The 15,530-nt window shown below is 69.9% G+C and carries 14 protein-coding genes; 8 read left to right on the forward strand and 6 right to left on the reverse strand.

Features of this window, described 5'->3' with window-relative positions:
* The first annotated feature begins 13 nt into the window (after nucleotides 1-13).
* The 3 genes from LY12_RS04170 (at nucleotide 14) to LY12_RS04180 (ending at nucleotide 2,842) form a co-directional block, all read left to right on the forward strand.
* On the forward strand, nucleotides 14-862 hold the full coding sequence (locus LY12_RS04170) for a DUF4097 family beta strand repeat-containing protein (RefSeq protein ID WP_253853363.1): 849 nt from the start codon (nucleotides 14-16) through the stop codon (nucleotides 860-862).
* 199 nt (nucleotides 863-1,061) lie between these two features.
* Complete coding sequence (locus LY12_RS04175; protein ID WP_253853364.1) at nucleotides 1,062-2,018, forward strand: ATP-binding cassette domain-containing protein; 957 nt, start codon at nucleotides 1,062-1,064, stop codon at nucleotides 2,016-2,018.
* A complete protein-coding gene (locus LY12_RS04180; protein WP_253853365.1) occupies nucleotides 2,015-2,842 on the forward strand; it encodes an ABC transporter permease in 828 nt (275 codons plus the stop codon). The genes LY12_RS04175 and LY12_RS04180 overlap by 4 nt, the downstream gene beginning before the upstream one ends.
* A 10-nt stretch (nucleotides 2,843-2,852) precedes the next feature.
* Here LY12_RS04180 and LY12_RS04185 read toward each other — a convergent pair whose 3' ends face one another.
* The 4 genes from LY12_RS04185 to LY12_RS04200 form a co-directional block, all read right to left on the reverse strand.
* Nucleotides 2,853-3,707 carry an alpha/beta fold hydrolase gene (locus tag LY12_RS04185; protein WP_253853366.1) on the reverse strand — a complete coding sequence of 285 codons (855 nt, stop codon included), beginning with the start codon at nucleotides 3,705-3,707 and terminating at the stop codon, nucleotides 2,853-2,855.
* A gap of 55 nt (nucleotides 3,708-3,762) precedes the next feature.
* Nucleotides 3,763-5,034 (reverse strand): C40 family peptidase, encoded by a 1,272-nt coding sequence (locus LY12_RS04190; RefSeq protein WP_253853367.1) that lies wholly within the window; start codon nucleotides 5,032-5,034, stop codon nucleotides 3,763-3,765.
* A gap of 44 nt (nucleotides 5,035-5,078) precedes the next feature.
* Nucleotides 5,079-6,035, reverse strand: coding sequence for a nucleoside hydrolase (locus LY12_RS04195; RefSeq protein ID WP_253853368.1), 957 nt, complete (start codon nucleotides 6,033-6,035; stop codon nucleotides 5,079-5,081).
* A 574-nt stretch (nucleotides 6,036-6,609) separates the two neighbouring features.
* Nucleotides 6,610-6,768 carry a hypothetical protein gene (locus LY12_RS04200; RefSeq protein WP_253853369.1) on the reverse strand — a complete coding sequence of 53 codons (159 nt, stop codon included), beginning with the start codon at nucleotides 6,766-6,768 and terminating at the stop codon, nucleotides 6,610-6,612.
* 245 nt (nucleotides 6,769-7,013) lie between these two features.
* Between LY12_RS04200 and LY12_RS04205 the strand changes: the two genes are divergently transcribed.
* The 3 genes from LY12_RS04205 to LY12_RS04215 all read left to right on the forward strand — a co-directional run bounded on the left by LY12_RS04205 (nucleotide 7,014) and on the right by LY12_RS04215 (nucleotide 10,917).
* The gene (locus tag LY12_RS04205) at nucleotides 7,014-8,279 is read left to right on the forward strand and encodes a DUF222 domain-containing protein (protein WP_253853370.1); all 1,266 of its coding nucleotides are present in this window, start codon (nucleotides 7,014-7,016) and stop codon (nucleotides 8,277-8,279) included.
* 220 nt (nucleotides 8,280-8,499) lie between these two features.
* The gene (locus LY12_RS04210; protein ID WP_253853371.1) at nucleotides 8,500-9,255 is read left to right on the forward strand and encodes an acyltransferase; all 756 of its coding nucleotides are present in this window, start codon (nucleotides 8,500-8,502) and stop codon (nucleotides 9,253-9,255) included.
* 396 nt (nucleotides 9,256-9,651) lie between these two features.
* Nucleotides 9,652-10,917, forward strand: a complete 1,266-nt coding sequence (locus LY12_RS04215; RefSeq protein ID WP_253853373.1) for a M14 family zinc carboxypeptidase — start codon at nucleotides 9,652-9,654, stop codon at nucleotides 10,915-10,917.
* Nucleotides 10,918-10,998: 81 nt separating this feature from the next.
* On the opposite strand, the gene LY12_RS04220 is transcribed toward LY12_RS04215, so the two are convergent.
* A complete protein-coding gene (locus tag LY12_RS04220) occupies nucleotides 10,999-11,388 on the reverse strand; it encodes a cupin domain-containing protein (protein WP_253853374.1) in 390 nt (129 codons plus the stop codon).
* Nucleotides 11,389-11,440: 52 nt separating this feature from the next.
* Between LY12_RS04220 and LY12_RS04225 the strand changes: the two genes are divergently transcribed.
* The gene (locus tag LY12_RS04225; protein WP_253853375.1) at nucleotides 11,441-12,406 is read left to right on the forward strand and encodes a GlxA family transcriptional regulator; all 966 of its coding nucleotides are present in this window, start codon (nucleotides 11,441-11,443) and stop codon (nucleotides 12,404-12,406) included.
* Between the two features lie 91 nt (nucleotides 12,407-12,497).
* Here LY12_RS04225 and LY12_RS04230 read toward each other — a convergent pair whose 3' ends face one another.
* Nucleotides 12,498-13,931, reverse strand: a complete 1,434-nt coding sequence (locus tag LY12_RS04230; RefSeq protein ID WP_253853376.1) for a short-chain fatty acyl-CoA regulator family protein — start codon at nucleotides 13,929-13,931, stop codon at nucleotides 12,498-12,500.
* Nucleotides 13,932-14,156: 225 nt separating this feature from the next.
* Between LY12_RS04230 and aceA the strand changes: the two genes are divergently transcribed.
* Nucleotides 14,157-15,434, forward strand: coding sequence for an isocitrate lyase (gene aceA / locus LY12_RS04235; protein WP_253853377.1), 1,278 nt, complete (start codon nucleotides 14,157-14,159; stop codon nucleotides 15,432-15,434).
* Nucleotides 15,435-15,530 lie beyond the last annotated feature (96 nt).

Genomic DNA, 15,530 nt, shown 5'->3' on the forward strand with positions numbered 1-15,530 from the left:
AGGAAGGGTGATCATGCTTGTCTTCGACACTCCCGGGCCTGTTTCCGTAGTGCTCGACCTCGGTGTCGCTCGGGACGTCCACATCGTCGCGAGCGACAGGGCCGACACGGTCGTCGAGGTGGCCGCGAGCGACCCGTCGGACGAGTCCGATGTGGAGGCCGCCGGCAAGGTCCGGGTCGACCACTCCGGTGGCGAAGTGCGTATCACCGCACACAAGCACCGTGCGTTCGACTTCTCCCGGAAGACCCGCTCGGCCGATGTCACGATCGAACTGCCCACCGGGTCCCGAGTGGACGGCAGACTCCAGATGGGCGGCATCCGGTGCGAGGGCACGCTGGGCCGGGTGAAGCTGAAGACCGGGATGGGCGACATCCGGGTCGAACGCAGCGGCTCGGCACAGCTCGATACCGGCGCGGGCCATGTCACCGTCGACGGGATCGGAGGCGACGGCGACATTCGCACCGGTTCCGGCACGGTGAGCGTCGGCAGGGTCGAGGGCGGCGCCGAGGTCAAGAACTCCAACGGTGACACCGAGATCGACGCCGTGGCCGGTGACGTGCGCGTCCGCTCCGCCAACGGTGCCATCGTCGTGGACGAGGCCGGCGCGAGCGTCGACGTCAGGACCCACAACGGATCCATTCGGCTCGGCGAGATCGCCCGCGGCAAGGTGGAGCTGGGTACGTCGATGGGCGACCTCGACCTCGGCATCGCCGCGGGAACGGCCGCGTGGCTCGATGTCGAGACCACGTTCGGTCAGCTGCGTAACCTGCTCGACGACGCGCTCGGTCCGGACGAGGCGGACGAGACCGTCGAGGTCCGAGGCCGCACCTCGACGGGCGACGTCACCGTCCGCCGCGCCTGAGGGCCGGCGCGCAGTCACCGGTCGGCGATCCGCCGACTCCGCTCCCGTGCGGTTCGCGCCTCGCCGAACCGTCCCTGTCACCGCTCGTGGCCCGTGATCGACGCGGCGGTCGACCCATGCCGTTCCCGTGTTCGGCGAACGGCTCCTCGCCGAAATCCTCTCTTCGCTGTCGATGCCCCCTGTCCACGAAAGGACGAGTATGACCACCCACAGTCCACCGGCGATCGCCGTGAGCGGTCTCCGCCGGTCGTTCGCCGACCACGTCGTTCTGGACGGTCTCGAGCTGACCGTCGCGCCCGGTACGGTGTTCGCCCTGCTCGGCGCCAACGGCGCAGGCAAGACGACGACCGTCAGGATTCTCACCACCCTGCTCGGCGCGGATGGTGGAAGCGCACGGGTCGTGGGTCACGACGTGTCCGCCGACCCCGACGCCGTACGGGCCGCCATCGGCGTGACCGGCCAGTTCTCCGCTGTGGACGGACTGCTCACCGGCGCCGAGAACCTGCGGTTGATGGCCGACCTGCACCATCTCGACCGCGCAACCGGGCGAGCCCGCGCGGCCGAACTGCTGGAACGGTTCGATCTCACCGACGCCGCGGGCAAACCCGCCTCCACCTATTCCGGCGGCATGCGGCGGAGGCTCGACCTCGCCATGACGCTGATGGGCCGACCGCAGGTGATCTTCCTCGACGAGCCGACCACCGGACTGGATCCGCGCAGCCGCCGCGACATGTGGCGCATCGTCGAAGAACTCGTCGCCGGTGGCGTCACCGTGTTCCTGACGACGCAGTACCTGGAGGAGGCCGACGCGCTCGCCGACCGCATCGCCGTGCTCGACCACGGCCGCCTCGTCGCGGAGGGAACACCCGACGAACTGAAACGGCGAATCCCCGGCGGCCACGTCCGGTTGCAGTTCGGCGACAGGGGTGCGCTCGACGCAGCGTCGCGGGTCCTGGAGCCCGCGACGCGGGACGACGACGCGCTCGCGCTGCAGGTGCCCGGCGACGGCGGCGTCGGAACGCTGAGGACCCTGCTGGAAAGCCTCGACCACCACCACATCGACGTCGAGGGGCTGACGATCCACACGCCCGACCTCGACGACGTCTTCCTCGCACTCACCGGGAATCCGGCCCACGAGAAAGCAGGCACACCATGACGACCCACGCCACCACTCCGTCTCAGATCCACATCGGACGGTTTCATCCGTTGCGGGACTCGGCGACGATGCTGCGGCGGAACCTCCGCCACATGCTGCGGTATCCGTCGATGACACTGACGCTCGTCGGTATGCCGGTCGTGTTCCTGCTGCTGTTCGTGTACGTCTTCGGCGACGCGCTGGGAGCCGGCATCGCGGGAACAGCCGGTGCAGGCCGGGCCGAATACGTGGCCTACGTCGTTCCCGCGATCATCGTGATGACCGTGACCTCCACCGTGCAAGGAACCGCGATCTCGGTCGCCACCGACATGACCGAGGGCATCGTCGCGCGGTTCCGCACCATGCACATCGCCCGCGTGTCGGTACTGACCGGGCACGTGCTGGGCAGTGTGATCCAGGCGGCGATCGCACTCGTGATCGTGACCGGCCTCGCGGTGCTCGTCGGTTTCCGCCCTTCGACCGATCCGGCGGCCTGGCTCGCCGCGGCCGGGCTGCTCCTGGCTGTCACGTTCGCCCTGGTGTGGCTCGCGGTCGCGGCCGGACAGGCGTGCTCGAGTGTCGAAACCGCGAGCAACGCGCTGATGCCGCTGGTCCTGTTGCCGTTCCTCGGCAGCGGGTTCGTACCGGTGGAGTCGATGCCGGCGGGGCTGCGGTGGTTCGCCGAGTACCAGCCGTTCACGCCGATCATCGAGACGCTGCGCGGGTTGTTGACCGGCGGTCCGATCGGCGAGCAGGCGTGGCTCGCGCTCGGCTGGTGCGTACTGTGCGCCGCGGGCGGCTATCTCTGGTCACGCCGCCTGTTCAACCGCGAGCACGCCCACTGACCGCGGCGGGCTACCGCGCGAGTATGGAGTCGGCGACCTCTTCGGCGAGATCGTGGGGGATCGCGGTCGCCGCCTCGTCGAGTACGTGCAGCCGGGCGTCGGGGATCTCGCGGGCGAGTGCTTCGCCGTTGCCCACGGGGAAGAACGGATCGCGGCGGCCGTGCACGACGAGCGTGGGGACGGCCAGCTCCGCGAGCCGCTCCCGCCAGCGCGGGGTGCAGTCGAGCGCGGCGAAAACCATGCCCAGCTGGTTGGCGCGGTGGACGGCGGGTTCCGCCGACGGCGTGCGGTCGAAGATGCGCACGGCCGTGGCGCGAGCGGCCACCGGGTCGTTGCCGAGGACCTCGGCGTTCGCAGCGGCGAAGTCGGCCACGGCGTCGCGATCGGACCAGTCGGGCATCGGGAGCGCGAACATCCGCTCCATGGTGTGGGCGTCGTGGTCGGGCAGGTCGTCGTCGACCGGGCCCGGCGCGACCGGCCGGGTGCCCGCGAGGGTGAGTGCGGAGAACGCGTCGGGGTGATCGAGCGCGGCGACCTGGGCGACCATGCCGCCGACGCCGATGCCGGCCAGGTGCGCGGGCAGGTCGTCGAGACCACGGGCGAGCGCGGCGGCGTCCTCGGCGAGATCGCGCAGCGTGTACGCCGGTGCCTCCGGATCGGCTGTCGTCGACGCTCCGGTGTCGCGCAGGTCGTAACGGACCACGTGGCGCCCCCGGCGGGCCAGCGCCTCGCAGAGTCCGTCCGGCCAGGACAGCATGGTCGGGCCACCGGCGAGCAGGACGAGCGGTGCAGCCGCATCACCGAAGTGTTCGAGTCCGAGGTCGACTCCGGTGGAGGTGCGGAAGGACTCGGTCGTCGTCTCCATGGTCACGCTCCTGGCAGTGGTGATGGTCGAACGGCGTGCTTACCGGACCGCGGGGTCAGGCCACCGGCCTGCCGGCACCCGCGTAGGAGTCGCCGGGTTTGCGGTAGTTGTGCACCTGCACGGCCTGTCCGAACGTCGGTGCGTCGATCATCTGCTGGTTGCCGATGTACATGCCGACGTGGTGGATCTTCGTGTTCGGATCGCCGAAGAACACCAGGTCGCCCAGCCGGGGCTCCTCGTCCGGGCCGATGATCGGCAGGGACGAGTACTGCCAGTGGGCCGTGCGTTCCAGCGACACACCGGCCGAGCCGTACGCGGCGGTCGTCAGCCCGGAACAGTCGAACCCGGCATCGCCCTGCTCCGTGCCGTTGCCGCCCCACACGTACGGCAGGCCGATCTTCTCGATGGCGAACGTGACGGCCTTCAGGACCTTCTCGTTGGGCCGCTCGTCGGCCATGCCCACGGTGCCGTACACGTTGGCCGTGGCGAGCACGCGGTGCAGGAACAGCGGTTCGTCGTGCAGCGCCGAGACGCCCGCGAGCCATTGACCGCCCTGGTCGAGGTCGCGTCCGCCGTCGCACAGCGCCCGTCCCGCGGTGAGCGCCGCGTCGTCGATGTCCTGGATGTTCGGAGCCTCGCCCGAGGCGGTCGCGGCCCACTGCTGCCACACCGCGGGGGAGAGCTGCAGCGGCCCCTCGGCGCCCGCCTGGGATATCACCTCGCCCGCGAAGTTGTGCAGCTCGATGGTGCCGATGGGGGAGGTCGGCCTGCCGTCGCGCGTGAGGTCGCGACCGCCCTCGCGGCCGTGGTCGCTCGTCGTGCGGCCGATCCCGGCGAGTGTGACCCACGACAGGTTGCAGCCCGGCCGCTCCTGCTCCATGCGGACGGTCGCCGTCGCGTAGGCGTGCATGGCGCGCCGGGGGATGTCGAGCCAGCCTGCCACCTCGTCGACCCACGCCTCGAACCGCGCGCCCTGCTCCTGCGGCACCTGCTGGGCCGGCCGGGAGGTCGCGTCGTCCGGAGCCGGTTCGGGCTGTGGAGTCCGCTGGGAGGAGGACGGGCTGCCGGAGGACGCGGAGGCCGACTGCCCGCCGGCAACGGCACCGTCGGCCGCCGCCGCGGCGGCACCGGTGTCCCCGGAGGGTTCGGGGGACAACTGGACCACCGTGACGACACCCGCCGCCAGTACGACCGCGGTGGCGAGCGCCAGCAGGGCGGCGAAGCGGCGCCGGGCATACGGGGCCGCCGCCGGTACCGACGAGCCGGACGGCGTGCTCTCCGACGACGGCGCCGTGGACGACTCTGTCTCGGTCTCCCCCGAAGTCATGGGTCAGAGGATACGGAGCGCCGCAACGCAGAGCACGGTCGAGGTCAGCGCAATCGGTCCAGCAGCAGTGCGCGCAGCGCGGCCAGATCGGTGTCCACCGCGACGTCGACCTCCGAGGCCGGGGCGGCGCCGTCGGTGGCGGCGCGCAGCGCCGGTAGTCGCCGGTCGGCGAGCGTGGCACCGCGGCCCGGGCCGAACGAGCACTCCACCTGCACCGGAACCCGCTCCGTCCGCAGCGTCCCCGGACGGATCGCCTCGGCGACCGCGACCGCGTCGTGGACCACCATGCCGTCCCAGCCGAGCGCGCCACGGTAGTGCGTGCGGTAGTCCGGGGTGAGAGCGTGCAGGGCCGCACCGATGGGTCCGGACGCGTCCAGTTCGTCGAGCCACGCCGCGTCGACGGCGCAGCGATAGGTCAGATCCATCGGGACGAGCACGCACGGGGCGTCCCCGCCGGTCAGTACGCGCTGGGCCGCTTCGGGGTCGCTCCAGATGTTGAACTCGGCGGCGGCCGTGGTGTTGCCGTGGCCGAGTGCGCCGCCCATGATTACGATTCGGTCGATCTTGGCTGCGGCCGCCGGATGCGCGGCCAGCAGCGCCGCGATGTTGGTGAGCGGGCCGATCGGGGCGATCGTGACCGGCGTGTCGGAGGCTTCCAGCAGCTCGGCGAGGAGGGTGACGGCGTCGCGTTCGTCGAGCGGGCGGGACGGCTCGGGCAGTGCCGCCGACCGGCCGGACAGCCCGTCGCTGCCGTGTACCTCCCCCGCCTCGTGGGGACTGCGGTGGACCAGCGGCCGGGGGGCACCCGCGGCGACGGGTACATCGGCCCGCTTGCACAGCGCCAGGATGCGACGGGCGTTGATCGTCGTCGCCGACAGCGGGACGTTGCCGTGGACCGTGGTCACGCCCAGCAGGTCGACATCGCTGCTGAGAGCGGCCAGTGCGATGGCGAACGCGTCGTCCACGCCGGGGTCGGTGTCGATGATCAGCTTCTGCGCCACGTCCACTCCTCACCGTTCGGGTCGTTCACCGCCAGGTTACGGCCGCGGGGGAGCGTCGATGCGGCTGCGGCGGGGTCGAGTCGTGGCACTGTCACGTGCCGTTCTCGGGTGGCTCGGGTTCTCGGGCGGGGCACATGGGTGCAACGCCGAGTGGTGGGGGTGGCCGAGTGTTGCCGTGCGGTCCTTCGGTGACTGAGGCCGTCCGGGGCGGCGTTGGTGGGCATGCCCGGTTCATGCCGCCCCGGTGGGCGCCGAGGGGCCGGACCAGTGGTGCGCACACCTGTGACGCCTCGGGGCATCGGCACAGCCCCGGACCCCGCGTGTGCGGTTTCGGGTCGAGCGCCCGGCCGATGCCGATGCGACGTCGGTGGTCGGCGGCGGGCAGGGTGACGCTGCGGGCCTTGTCGACGGGTTTGGGCGATCTTGTCGGTGCGGACGGCGATGGAGACGGTGGCCGCTCGTGCCCGGTGTGGCAGGGGTCGGTGGGACGGGTGGTGTTGCCGTCGTGCCGGCACCGGTCGAGCAGGGTGTGCAGTTGGCTGCCGGTGGTCGGCTGGTCCGGTTGCGGCTGGAGTCAGTTCTCTAGTTCTGCTGGAACCGTTCGACCTTGCCGCAGGTGGCGGGATGGTGCGACCGGAAAGCTCTGGTCGCCGATGTCGTGGCGTCGGAGTTCGTAGTCGAGGTGGTTGCGGCCGCCGCGTCCGCCGGAAAGGCAGGTGGTGAAAACCATCATGGCCGCCTTCTTCCAGCCGTTTACGCAGGGACAACACAACCTGACCGCGCATCACCCGCCGCACCCACATCAGCCGCCACGTCCTGCTGATGCGCCGAAGCACCCGATCCCGATGTCCTGAAACCGCACAAGAGGTGCGCGCACCCGCGCCGAAGTACACCCGAAAGTGAAATGCCCAGGGAATGCGGTGTCGAATGTGTGTTCGGTACTGTTGGTTGCGGATGTCGGTCTGGGGCGGAGTTGTGGTGGCCGGTCGAGTGGTGATGGGCCGCGTCGAGCGGGCGCGGGCGTTGCGTGTGCGGCGTGCGCAGGTCGACGGCGATGAGGTGGCGTTCCTCGCCGAGGTCGCCGCGGTGGACGACGACTGGTGGAGCCTGGCGGGGGAGCTGGCTCCCGAGTTGCGGGCCTCGGCGGTGTCCGTGCGGGAGCGCATTCGGCGTGCCGTGGACCGGTTGCTGGCGGAGAAACTCGCGGTGGCAGGCGTGACGTTGTGGCAACCGCGGAATCTGACCCGGTGTGCGGCGTGGTTCGTGGAGAAGGTCGACCCGGGCGGGCAGGCCGACCGGGCGCGAAGGGTGGGTGCGGAACGCCGGATCGAACTCGTAACGGGGGAGAACGCGGTGTCGGTGCTGTCGGCGGAGCTGCCGGCCGAGGTGGCGGCGGCGTGCTACGCCCGGACCGATGCGATGGCCCGTTCACTGCGTCGCGGCGGCGAGAGACGGACGTGGGACCAGTTGCGCGCGGACGTGACTGCGGATCTGTTGCTGGGCAACGATCCCGGCGCGGCACCACCCGCGGCGCCGGTGATGGTGCAGCTGCACATGCCGGTCGACGCCGCCCTGTCGATCTCCGAGCAGGGGTGCGAGTTGGACGGCTACGGACCCGTGCCCGCCGTGATCGCCCGGGAGATCATGACCGGACCGGCCAGTGTGTGGCGCGCGGTGTTGTGCGACCCCGGCACCGGCGATCCGGTGGATCTGGGCAGGACGCGCCGGCGGCCCAGCGAGACGATTCGGAAACTGGTGCGGGTGCGGGACCGTGAATGTGTCGTTCCGTGGTGTCATCGGCCTGCCCGGCACTGCGATCACGACCATGAACGCGAGCGGGGCAAGGACGGTGGGACGACCTCGGTCGCCAACGGCGGGCTGCGGTGCCGACGTCACCACCGGCTGACGAACGACCCGCGGTGGGACTTCCACTACGACCCGGTGCAGGGCATGAGCACGGTGACCACCCCGAACGGCATCACCTACACCGGGCGGCGGGAGCCCGTGCTGGCTCCGCGGGAGCGCTGCGACGCCGATGCGGATCCGCCGAACGGTGGCGGATGCGAACCCCGTGCCGGTCGTGGAGATCGCACCGACTCGCGGCGGCGTGCCGGTCCACGACAGCGTGATCATTCACGGCAGCGGGATCATTCGACACAGCCCGATGGTGCACGGCAACGGAACGATCCGGCCCGGCGCAACAACCCGGCGCGCGAGGGCGACAGCGATCCGCCGCCGTTCTGACACGGCCGCGTCCGCCTCTCCTCGGCGCAGGCTCGGGACCGCGGTCGCCGCGCAGAAGAAGCCGGGATCGTCGGTCTGCCGGGGTCGGGTCCCTCGCGACCCCGGCCCTGGCAGACCCGAGGCTGTTCGGGCCGGGGTCGCCGTACGCCGAGCCGGAGCCTGTCACGCTCCCCGCCACCTCCCGGCCGGAGGCGCTGCGGGGCGCAGCTACCCTCCGGGCATGACGTCGATGTGGGGTTCGCCCGTGCTGCACCGCGTCCAGGCCTGGCGGCGGGTCCGCAACGACCCCGGCCAGGCCCGGTTCCTGACGAAGGACTCGCTGCGCTGGGTGTTGCGCAACCGGGCCTACACGCCCTGGTATCTCGTCCGGTACTGGCGGCTGCTGAAGTTCCGCGTCGCGAACCCGCACGTCGTGCTGCGCGGCATGGTGTTCCTCGGCAAGAACGTCGAGATCCACGCTCGCCCCGGTTACGGGCGCATGGAGATCGGCCGGTGGGTGCACATCGGCGACGGCAACGCGATCCGCTGCCACGAGGGGTCGCTGCGCATCGGGGACAAGACCGTCTTCGGCAGGCAGAACGTACTCAACGGCTACCTGGACATCGAGATCGGCGGTTCCTCGATCATCGCCGACTGGGTGTACGTCACCGATTTCGACCACGTCACGGCCGACATCAACCTGCCGATCAAGGACCAGGGCATCGTCAAGGCGCCGGTGCGGGTCGGGCCCGACACCTGGATCGGCACCAAGGTGTCGGTCCTCAAGGGCACGCGCGTCGGGCGCGGCTGCGTGCTCGGGGCGCACGCCGTGGTCCGCGGCGACATACCGGACTTCGGCATCGCGGTCGGCGCACCCGCCCGAGTCGTGCGCGACCGCAGAGCCGACTACGAGGCCGACGCCGAGCGGCGCGAGGCGGTCAAGGACATGGCGCGTAAGGCCGACGAAGCCCTCCGGCAAACCCTCGACGAATCCTGAAACGGCCCGGACGCGCACGACGCACCCGGAGAAGCACGGCGCATCCGAAGGGCACGGCGTCGCAGGAGGGCACGGCGTCGCAGGAGGGAACGGCGGCGTCCGAAGGGCAGGGCGGCCCCAGGAAGGGCAGGGCGGCCCCAGGAAGGGCAAGGCGGCCCCAGGAAGGGCAAGGCGGCCCCAGGGGTGCGCCGCTCCCGTAGGGCAGGCCGCGTCGCCCACGGCGTGGCCGCGGTCGTCACCCCATTCGGTGGGCGACTCACGATAGGTCCACCCGTTCGGTGGTTCGGCACCCTAGGTGCTTAGCTGCTATAACTAACTTTCGCGGTGGCGCCACCACGACATTTCTGTGCCGATCCCGCGGAGTCCTGCGGGACCCGCCGACACATGAGGAGTGCCGTGTCCAGACCGAAACGTTCGCTGGCGGCCGTCGTCGCCGGTGCCGCCGTGCTGTCGCTCGTCACCGCCGTACCCGCGACGGCCCAGCAGCCTGCTCAGCCCGCTACGGGAGCACCGGCCGCCCAGAAATGCAGCGACGAACCGCAGGACCTGCCCGTCCACGAGTTCACCGATCACCGCGAGCTCGGCGTCGAACTGCAACGCCTCGAGCGGGTGTCCGGCGGCGTGGTCACCGTCGACGAGATCGGCAGGAGCAATCGCGGCCGTGAGATCTGGTCGGCCCGAGCGGGGCACGGTCCGAAGGCTGTCCTGATGACCAGTGAGATCCACGGCAACGAGAAAACGGGCACCGACGCGCTGCTGCGGCTACTGCGCTTCGTCGGGACCAGCGACAGCCCGAAGGCCGAGCGCTGGCGCGACGAGCTCACGCTCGTGGCCGTCCCGAAGATGAACCCGGACGCCGCAGAGCTCGACCGGCGCGGCAACGACATGACCTGGGACGAAGTCGTCCAGCAGCACCCACAACTCGCCGATGCCGAACCGGCGTGGAACTACTACACCGAGCAGCTCCAGGGCGACGACTACTCACAGCGTCCCGGCTTCGACATCAACCGTGATTACAACCCCGACCTTGCGTACGAGCCGAAGGCCGAGGACTTTCCCGGAACATCCGCCGACACCGGCTGGTACCTCTCTCCGGAGACGCGCGCCGTCCGCGACATCTACATCGGACTGGAGGAGGAGTTCGGCACGGTCGACACGTACGTCGATCTGCATCACCAGGGCGCGTGCTACGTGATGCCGGACGACCCCGATCGCTTCGTCACGATGTCGCTGTCCGGCAAGTTCGTCGACGACCCGGCCACGACGCCGGGTTACCAGCAGTACGCCGACGAGTACGACCTCGACTACGCGAAGCAGCTCAACGTCGCGGCGTACAACGCGTTGCAGGGCAAGGCGAACAACAACCCGCTGTTCGGTAACATCACGCTCTATCCGCAGGACATCAACCTGCCGGGGACGGGGCTGGGCTCGTTCGCGTTGAACGGCAGTGGGGCGGTGCTGTTCGAGGTGCGGGGACAGACCCAGACACTCGGCCAGAAGTACCGCGAACAGCTCGTACGAACTGTCTACACCGGACTCGACGGGATGCTGTCGTCGCTGGCGAGCGGCCGGGTGGATGACCTGGACCCGTCCGCCTACGATGCGATCCCGCCGCGCGGTCCGAGCATCGGGGACAGGGCCCGCACCGTCGCCGAACCGTAATTCGAACGCCACGACGTCGCCGGCGGCCCGGGTCGCCTGGCCGCCGGCGACGTAGCCGGCGGCCCGCCCGGACCGCGGAGCTCACGTGGGCAGGCCGGTCGTCGAGGTGACGTGGTCGGGGATGTCCCCGTCGTAATCACCGGTGCTGAGCGTCCCGGTCGGTTCGAGCAGCATCACCGCCGCGCCCTCCGGCGACTCCGGACAGTGTTCGACACCGCGCGGGACGACGAAGACGTCGTGTCGCCCGAGGTGCACGGTGGTTTCCGTGCCGGACTGCCGGAGGTGGATGTCGAGACTGCCGTCGAGGACGACGAACAGCTCATCGGTGTCCGGGTGGGAGTGCCACACGAACGTGCCCTCCACTTTCGCCAGGCGGACGTCGTAGTCGTTGACCCGGGTGAGGATCCGGGGACTCCATCGCTCCTGGAAGGAAGCCAGGACGGTGTCGATGTTCGCGGTCGCATGCGTCATGTCTCGGATCCTGCGGCTTGCGCGTCACGCTCGACAGTGCAAGGAATGACGTATGTCGCAATATTCCTCGCAGCGCCGGACCGTCGTCGCGTTGGTCGACGTGGGATCCAACCCGTTCGAGCTGGCGTGCCTGACCGAGGTCCTCGGTATCGACCGGCCCGAGATCGGCGGCCTGCTCTACGACGTGCAGCTGTGTGCGCGCGAACCGACGGTTCCGATGCGACAGGGCTTCTTCGCCATGACCGGAGTCGCGAGCCTGGCGGCGCTGCAGCACGCGGACACGGTGATCGTCCCGAACCGGCCCGACACCGCCGCGCCACACCACCCGGACGTGCTCCACGCGATCGCGCGGGCACACGAGCGTGGCGCCCGCATGATCGGGATGTGCACCGGTGCGTTCACCCTCGCCGAAGCGGGCGTACTGGACGAGCACCGTGTCACGGTGCACTGGCAGTGGGCAGACGAGTTCCGCGCCCGGTACCCGCAGGTGCGCGTCGACGACGCGGTCCTCTTCGTCGACGACGGCGACGTCCTCACCTCGGCGGGCAGCGCCGCCGCCCTGGACCTGGCGCTGCACGTGGTGCGCCGCGATCACGGCGCGGAGATCGGGGCGGCGGTCGCGCGCCGGCTCGTATTCCCTGGACACCGCCCCGGTGGGCAGCGGCAGTTCATCGAACGCCCCATCCCCACGGAGGCCGAGAATCCCCTCGCCGCAGCCCTGCGCTGGGCCGAACACCACGCGACCGGGCCGATCTCGGTCGCCGACATCGCCGCACGTGCGGCCATCAGCCCGGCGACCCTGCACCGGCGCTTCCGCGCCGAACTCGGCTGCACCCCGATCCAATGGTTGACCACGGTCCGGGTCGAGCACGCTCGCAGGCTCCTCGAGCGGACCGGCCTGTCCGTCGACCAGGTCGCGCACCGGAGCGGCCTCGGCACGGCCGCCAACCTTCGCAACCGGCTCGCCGAGCACACCGGCCTCACCCCGACCGCCTACCGCCGAACCTTCGCCGCGTGAGCCGCCCCTGCGCCAAGCTGCTACTCGGCGATGCCGCTGCTCGTCGGTGCCGGTCCGCGGGCTCGGCTCCGGGGACGTCGCCGGCGGGCGGTCACTCCTCGGGTTTCGGCACCGCCGGGTAGGGGACGAAGGTGCTGGTGTTCTCGTCGACCGTGAGCTGCTTGCCGATGTGGGGGAACGCCCGCTGCGGGCAGGCGGGACGTTCGCACACCTTGCAGCCCATGCCGATCGGCGTGGCCGCGGTCCGGTCATCGAGGTCGAGCCCCGCCGAGTACACCAGCCGCCTGGCGTGCCGGAGTTCGCAGCCGAGGCCGACCGAGAACGTCTTGCCGGGGCTCGCGTAGCCGCCGACGTTGCGCGAGATCGTGCGGGCGATCCAGAAGTAGCTCTTCCCGTCCGGCAGCGTCGCCACCTGGGTGATGACCTTGCCCGGTGAGGTGAACGCCTCGTAGATGTTCCACAGCGGGCACGCGCCGCCCACACGGGAGAAATGAAACCCCGCCGCCGACTGGCGCTTCGACATGTTGCCCGCCCGGTCGACGCGCACGAACGAGAACGGCACCCCGCGAGCCTTCGGCCGCTGCAACGTCGACAGCCGGTGGCACACCGTCTCGAATCCCACGCCGAACTCGTCGCACAGCCGCTCGATGTCGTAGCGGTATTTCTCGGCCATGGCCAGGAACGGCCCGTAGGGCAGGATCAGTGCGCCCGCGAAGTAGTTGGCCAGTCCCACGCGCGCCAGCGAGCGTGCGGCGGGACCGGAGAACGCCCACGAGTCGGCCAACTCGGTGATCAGGTCGTCGTACTCGAGCAGCGCGATCTGCGAGGCCATCCGGAACGCCCGCTGGCCGATGCGCAGGCTCGGGGCCAGGCGCAGCACCTTCGCGTCCGGCTCGTAGCGGTGCTGCTGGCCGGCCGCCTCGTCGATGCCGTCGCTGGTGACCTGCACGCCGTAGTACTCGGTGAGCCGGTCCAGCAGCGTCCGGTGCACCGTCTCGCCCCTGCGCAGGCCCATGTCGGAGGCCATCCGCTCGGCGCGCTCGTCGAGCTCGCCCACATAGTTCTCCCGCTCGTAGAAGAAGTCGCGCACTTCCTCGTGGGGGAGGGGAGCGGCGGCGCTGCCGTGCTGGCCCATGCCGTTCTCGGTCACCAGTGCGGCGGTGGTCTCCACGGCGTTGCGGTAGCTGCGGTGCAGCTTCACCAGGGCGGAGGCCACGTTCGGCAGGTTCGAGGCGAGTTCGTTGAGTTCGCCGGTCGTGGCCTCGATGCCGACCGCCTCGTCGAGCAGGGCCTCCTTGACGTCCGCGACCAGTCGTGCGGTGTCGGTGTTGGAGAAGAACTCGGTGTCGACCCCGAACGCCTCGGTGATCCGCAGCAGCACCGGAACGGTCAGCGGACGGGAGTTGTGCTCGATCTGGTTGAGGTAACTGGGCGAGATGTCGAGCAGTCTGGCCATGTCCGCCTGGCTCATCGAGCGACTTTCCCTCAGATGGCGCAGCTTCCCCCCGGCGAAAGTCTTGTCCATCGCAGCATCACGTCCCGTAGATCTTCCGGACCGAAACGGTCAAGTAACCGGTTCAGTCGCTGTCTTTTCCCGTTCGTGCGAATGCCCTGTTCGCAACCTTCGCAACATCCTACGTAAATTTTGCAGAAATTTGCAAATTGGAGATGTGGCCGAGTTTTCGCAGCGCATGTCATGGTCGATCTACACAGCGAGTCAATCGCAAAGTTCGCAAAGGTGGAGAGTTCGATGGCACAGAACCTGGAGCAGACGGCCGCGGAGCTGAAGAAGAAGTGGGACAACGACCCCCGTTGGAAGGGTGTCGAGCGCGCCTACACCGCGGAGGACGTCGCCAAGCTGCGCGGCAGCGTCGTCGAGGAGAACACCCTCGCGCGCCGTGGTGCCGAGAAGCTGTGGGACCTGCTGCACACCGAGGACTACGTGCACGCCCTCGGTGCGCTGACCGGTAACCAGGCCGTCCAGCAGGTGCGTGCCGGCCTCAAGGCGATCTACCTGTCCGGTTGGCAGGTCGCGGCCGACGCCAACCTGTCCGGCCAGACCTACCCCGACCAGAGCCTGTACCCGGCCAACTCGGTGCCGGCCGTCGTGCGCCGCATCAACAACGCGCTGGGCCGCGCCGACCAGATCGCCTGGTCCGAGGGCAACACCGACATCGACTGGTACGCCCCGATCGTCGCCGACGCCGAGGCCGGCTTCGGTGGCCCGCTCAACGCGTTCGAGCTGATGAAGGGCATGATCAACGCCGGTGCGGCGGGTGTGCACTGGGAGGACCAGCTGGCCTCCGAGAAGAAGTGCGGCCACCTGGGCGGCAAGGTCCTCATCCCGACGAAGCAGCACGAGCGGACGCTGAACGCCGCTCGGCTGGCCTCGGACGTGATGGACGTCCCGTCGCTCATCATCGCCCGCACGGACGCCGAGGCCGCGACGCTGATGACCAGCGACGTCGACGAGCGCGACCAGCAGTTCCTGACCGGCGAGCGCACATCCGAGGGCTTCTACAAGGTGCGCAACGGCATCGAGCCCTGCATCGAGCGTGCCAAGGCCTACGCGCCGTACTCCGACCTCATCTGGATGGAGACCGGCACGCCGGACCTCGAGGTGGCCCGCAAGTTCGCCGAGGCGGTCAAGTCCGAGTACCCGGACCAGATGCTCGCCTACAACTGCTCGCCGTCGTTCAACTGGAGCAAGCACCTCGACGCCGACACGATCGCGCGCTTCCAGCGCGAGCTCGGCGCCATGGGCTTCAAGTTCCAGTTCATCACGCTGGCCGGCTTCCACGCGCTGAACTACTCGATGTTCGACCTGGCTCACGGCTACGCCCGCGAGGGCATGACGGCCTACGTCGACCTGCAGGAGCGCGAGTTCGCCTCGGAGGAGCGTGGCTACACCGCCACGAAGCACCAGCGTGAGGTCGGCACCGGCTGGTTCGACCTGGTGTCCACCGCGCTGAACCCGGAGAGCTCCACCACGGCGCTGACCGGTTCCACCGAGGAAGCGCAGTTCTGAGAAAACAGCGTGTCACGGCCGTTGCGTAGCGCTCCCCCGTGACACCCCATAGCGGGTGGGCCGGTCACATCCACCGGGCCGGCCCACCCGCTTCTC

This window comes from Prauserella alba, assembly GCF_024171735.1.
Lineage (GTDB): Bacteria > Actinomycetota > Actinomycetes > Mycobacteriales > Pseudonocardiaceae > Prauserella > Prauserella alba.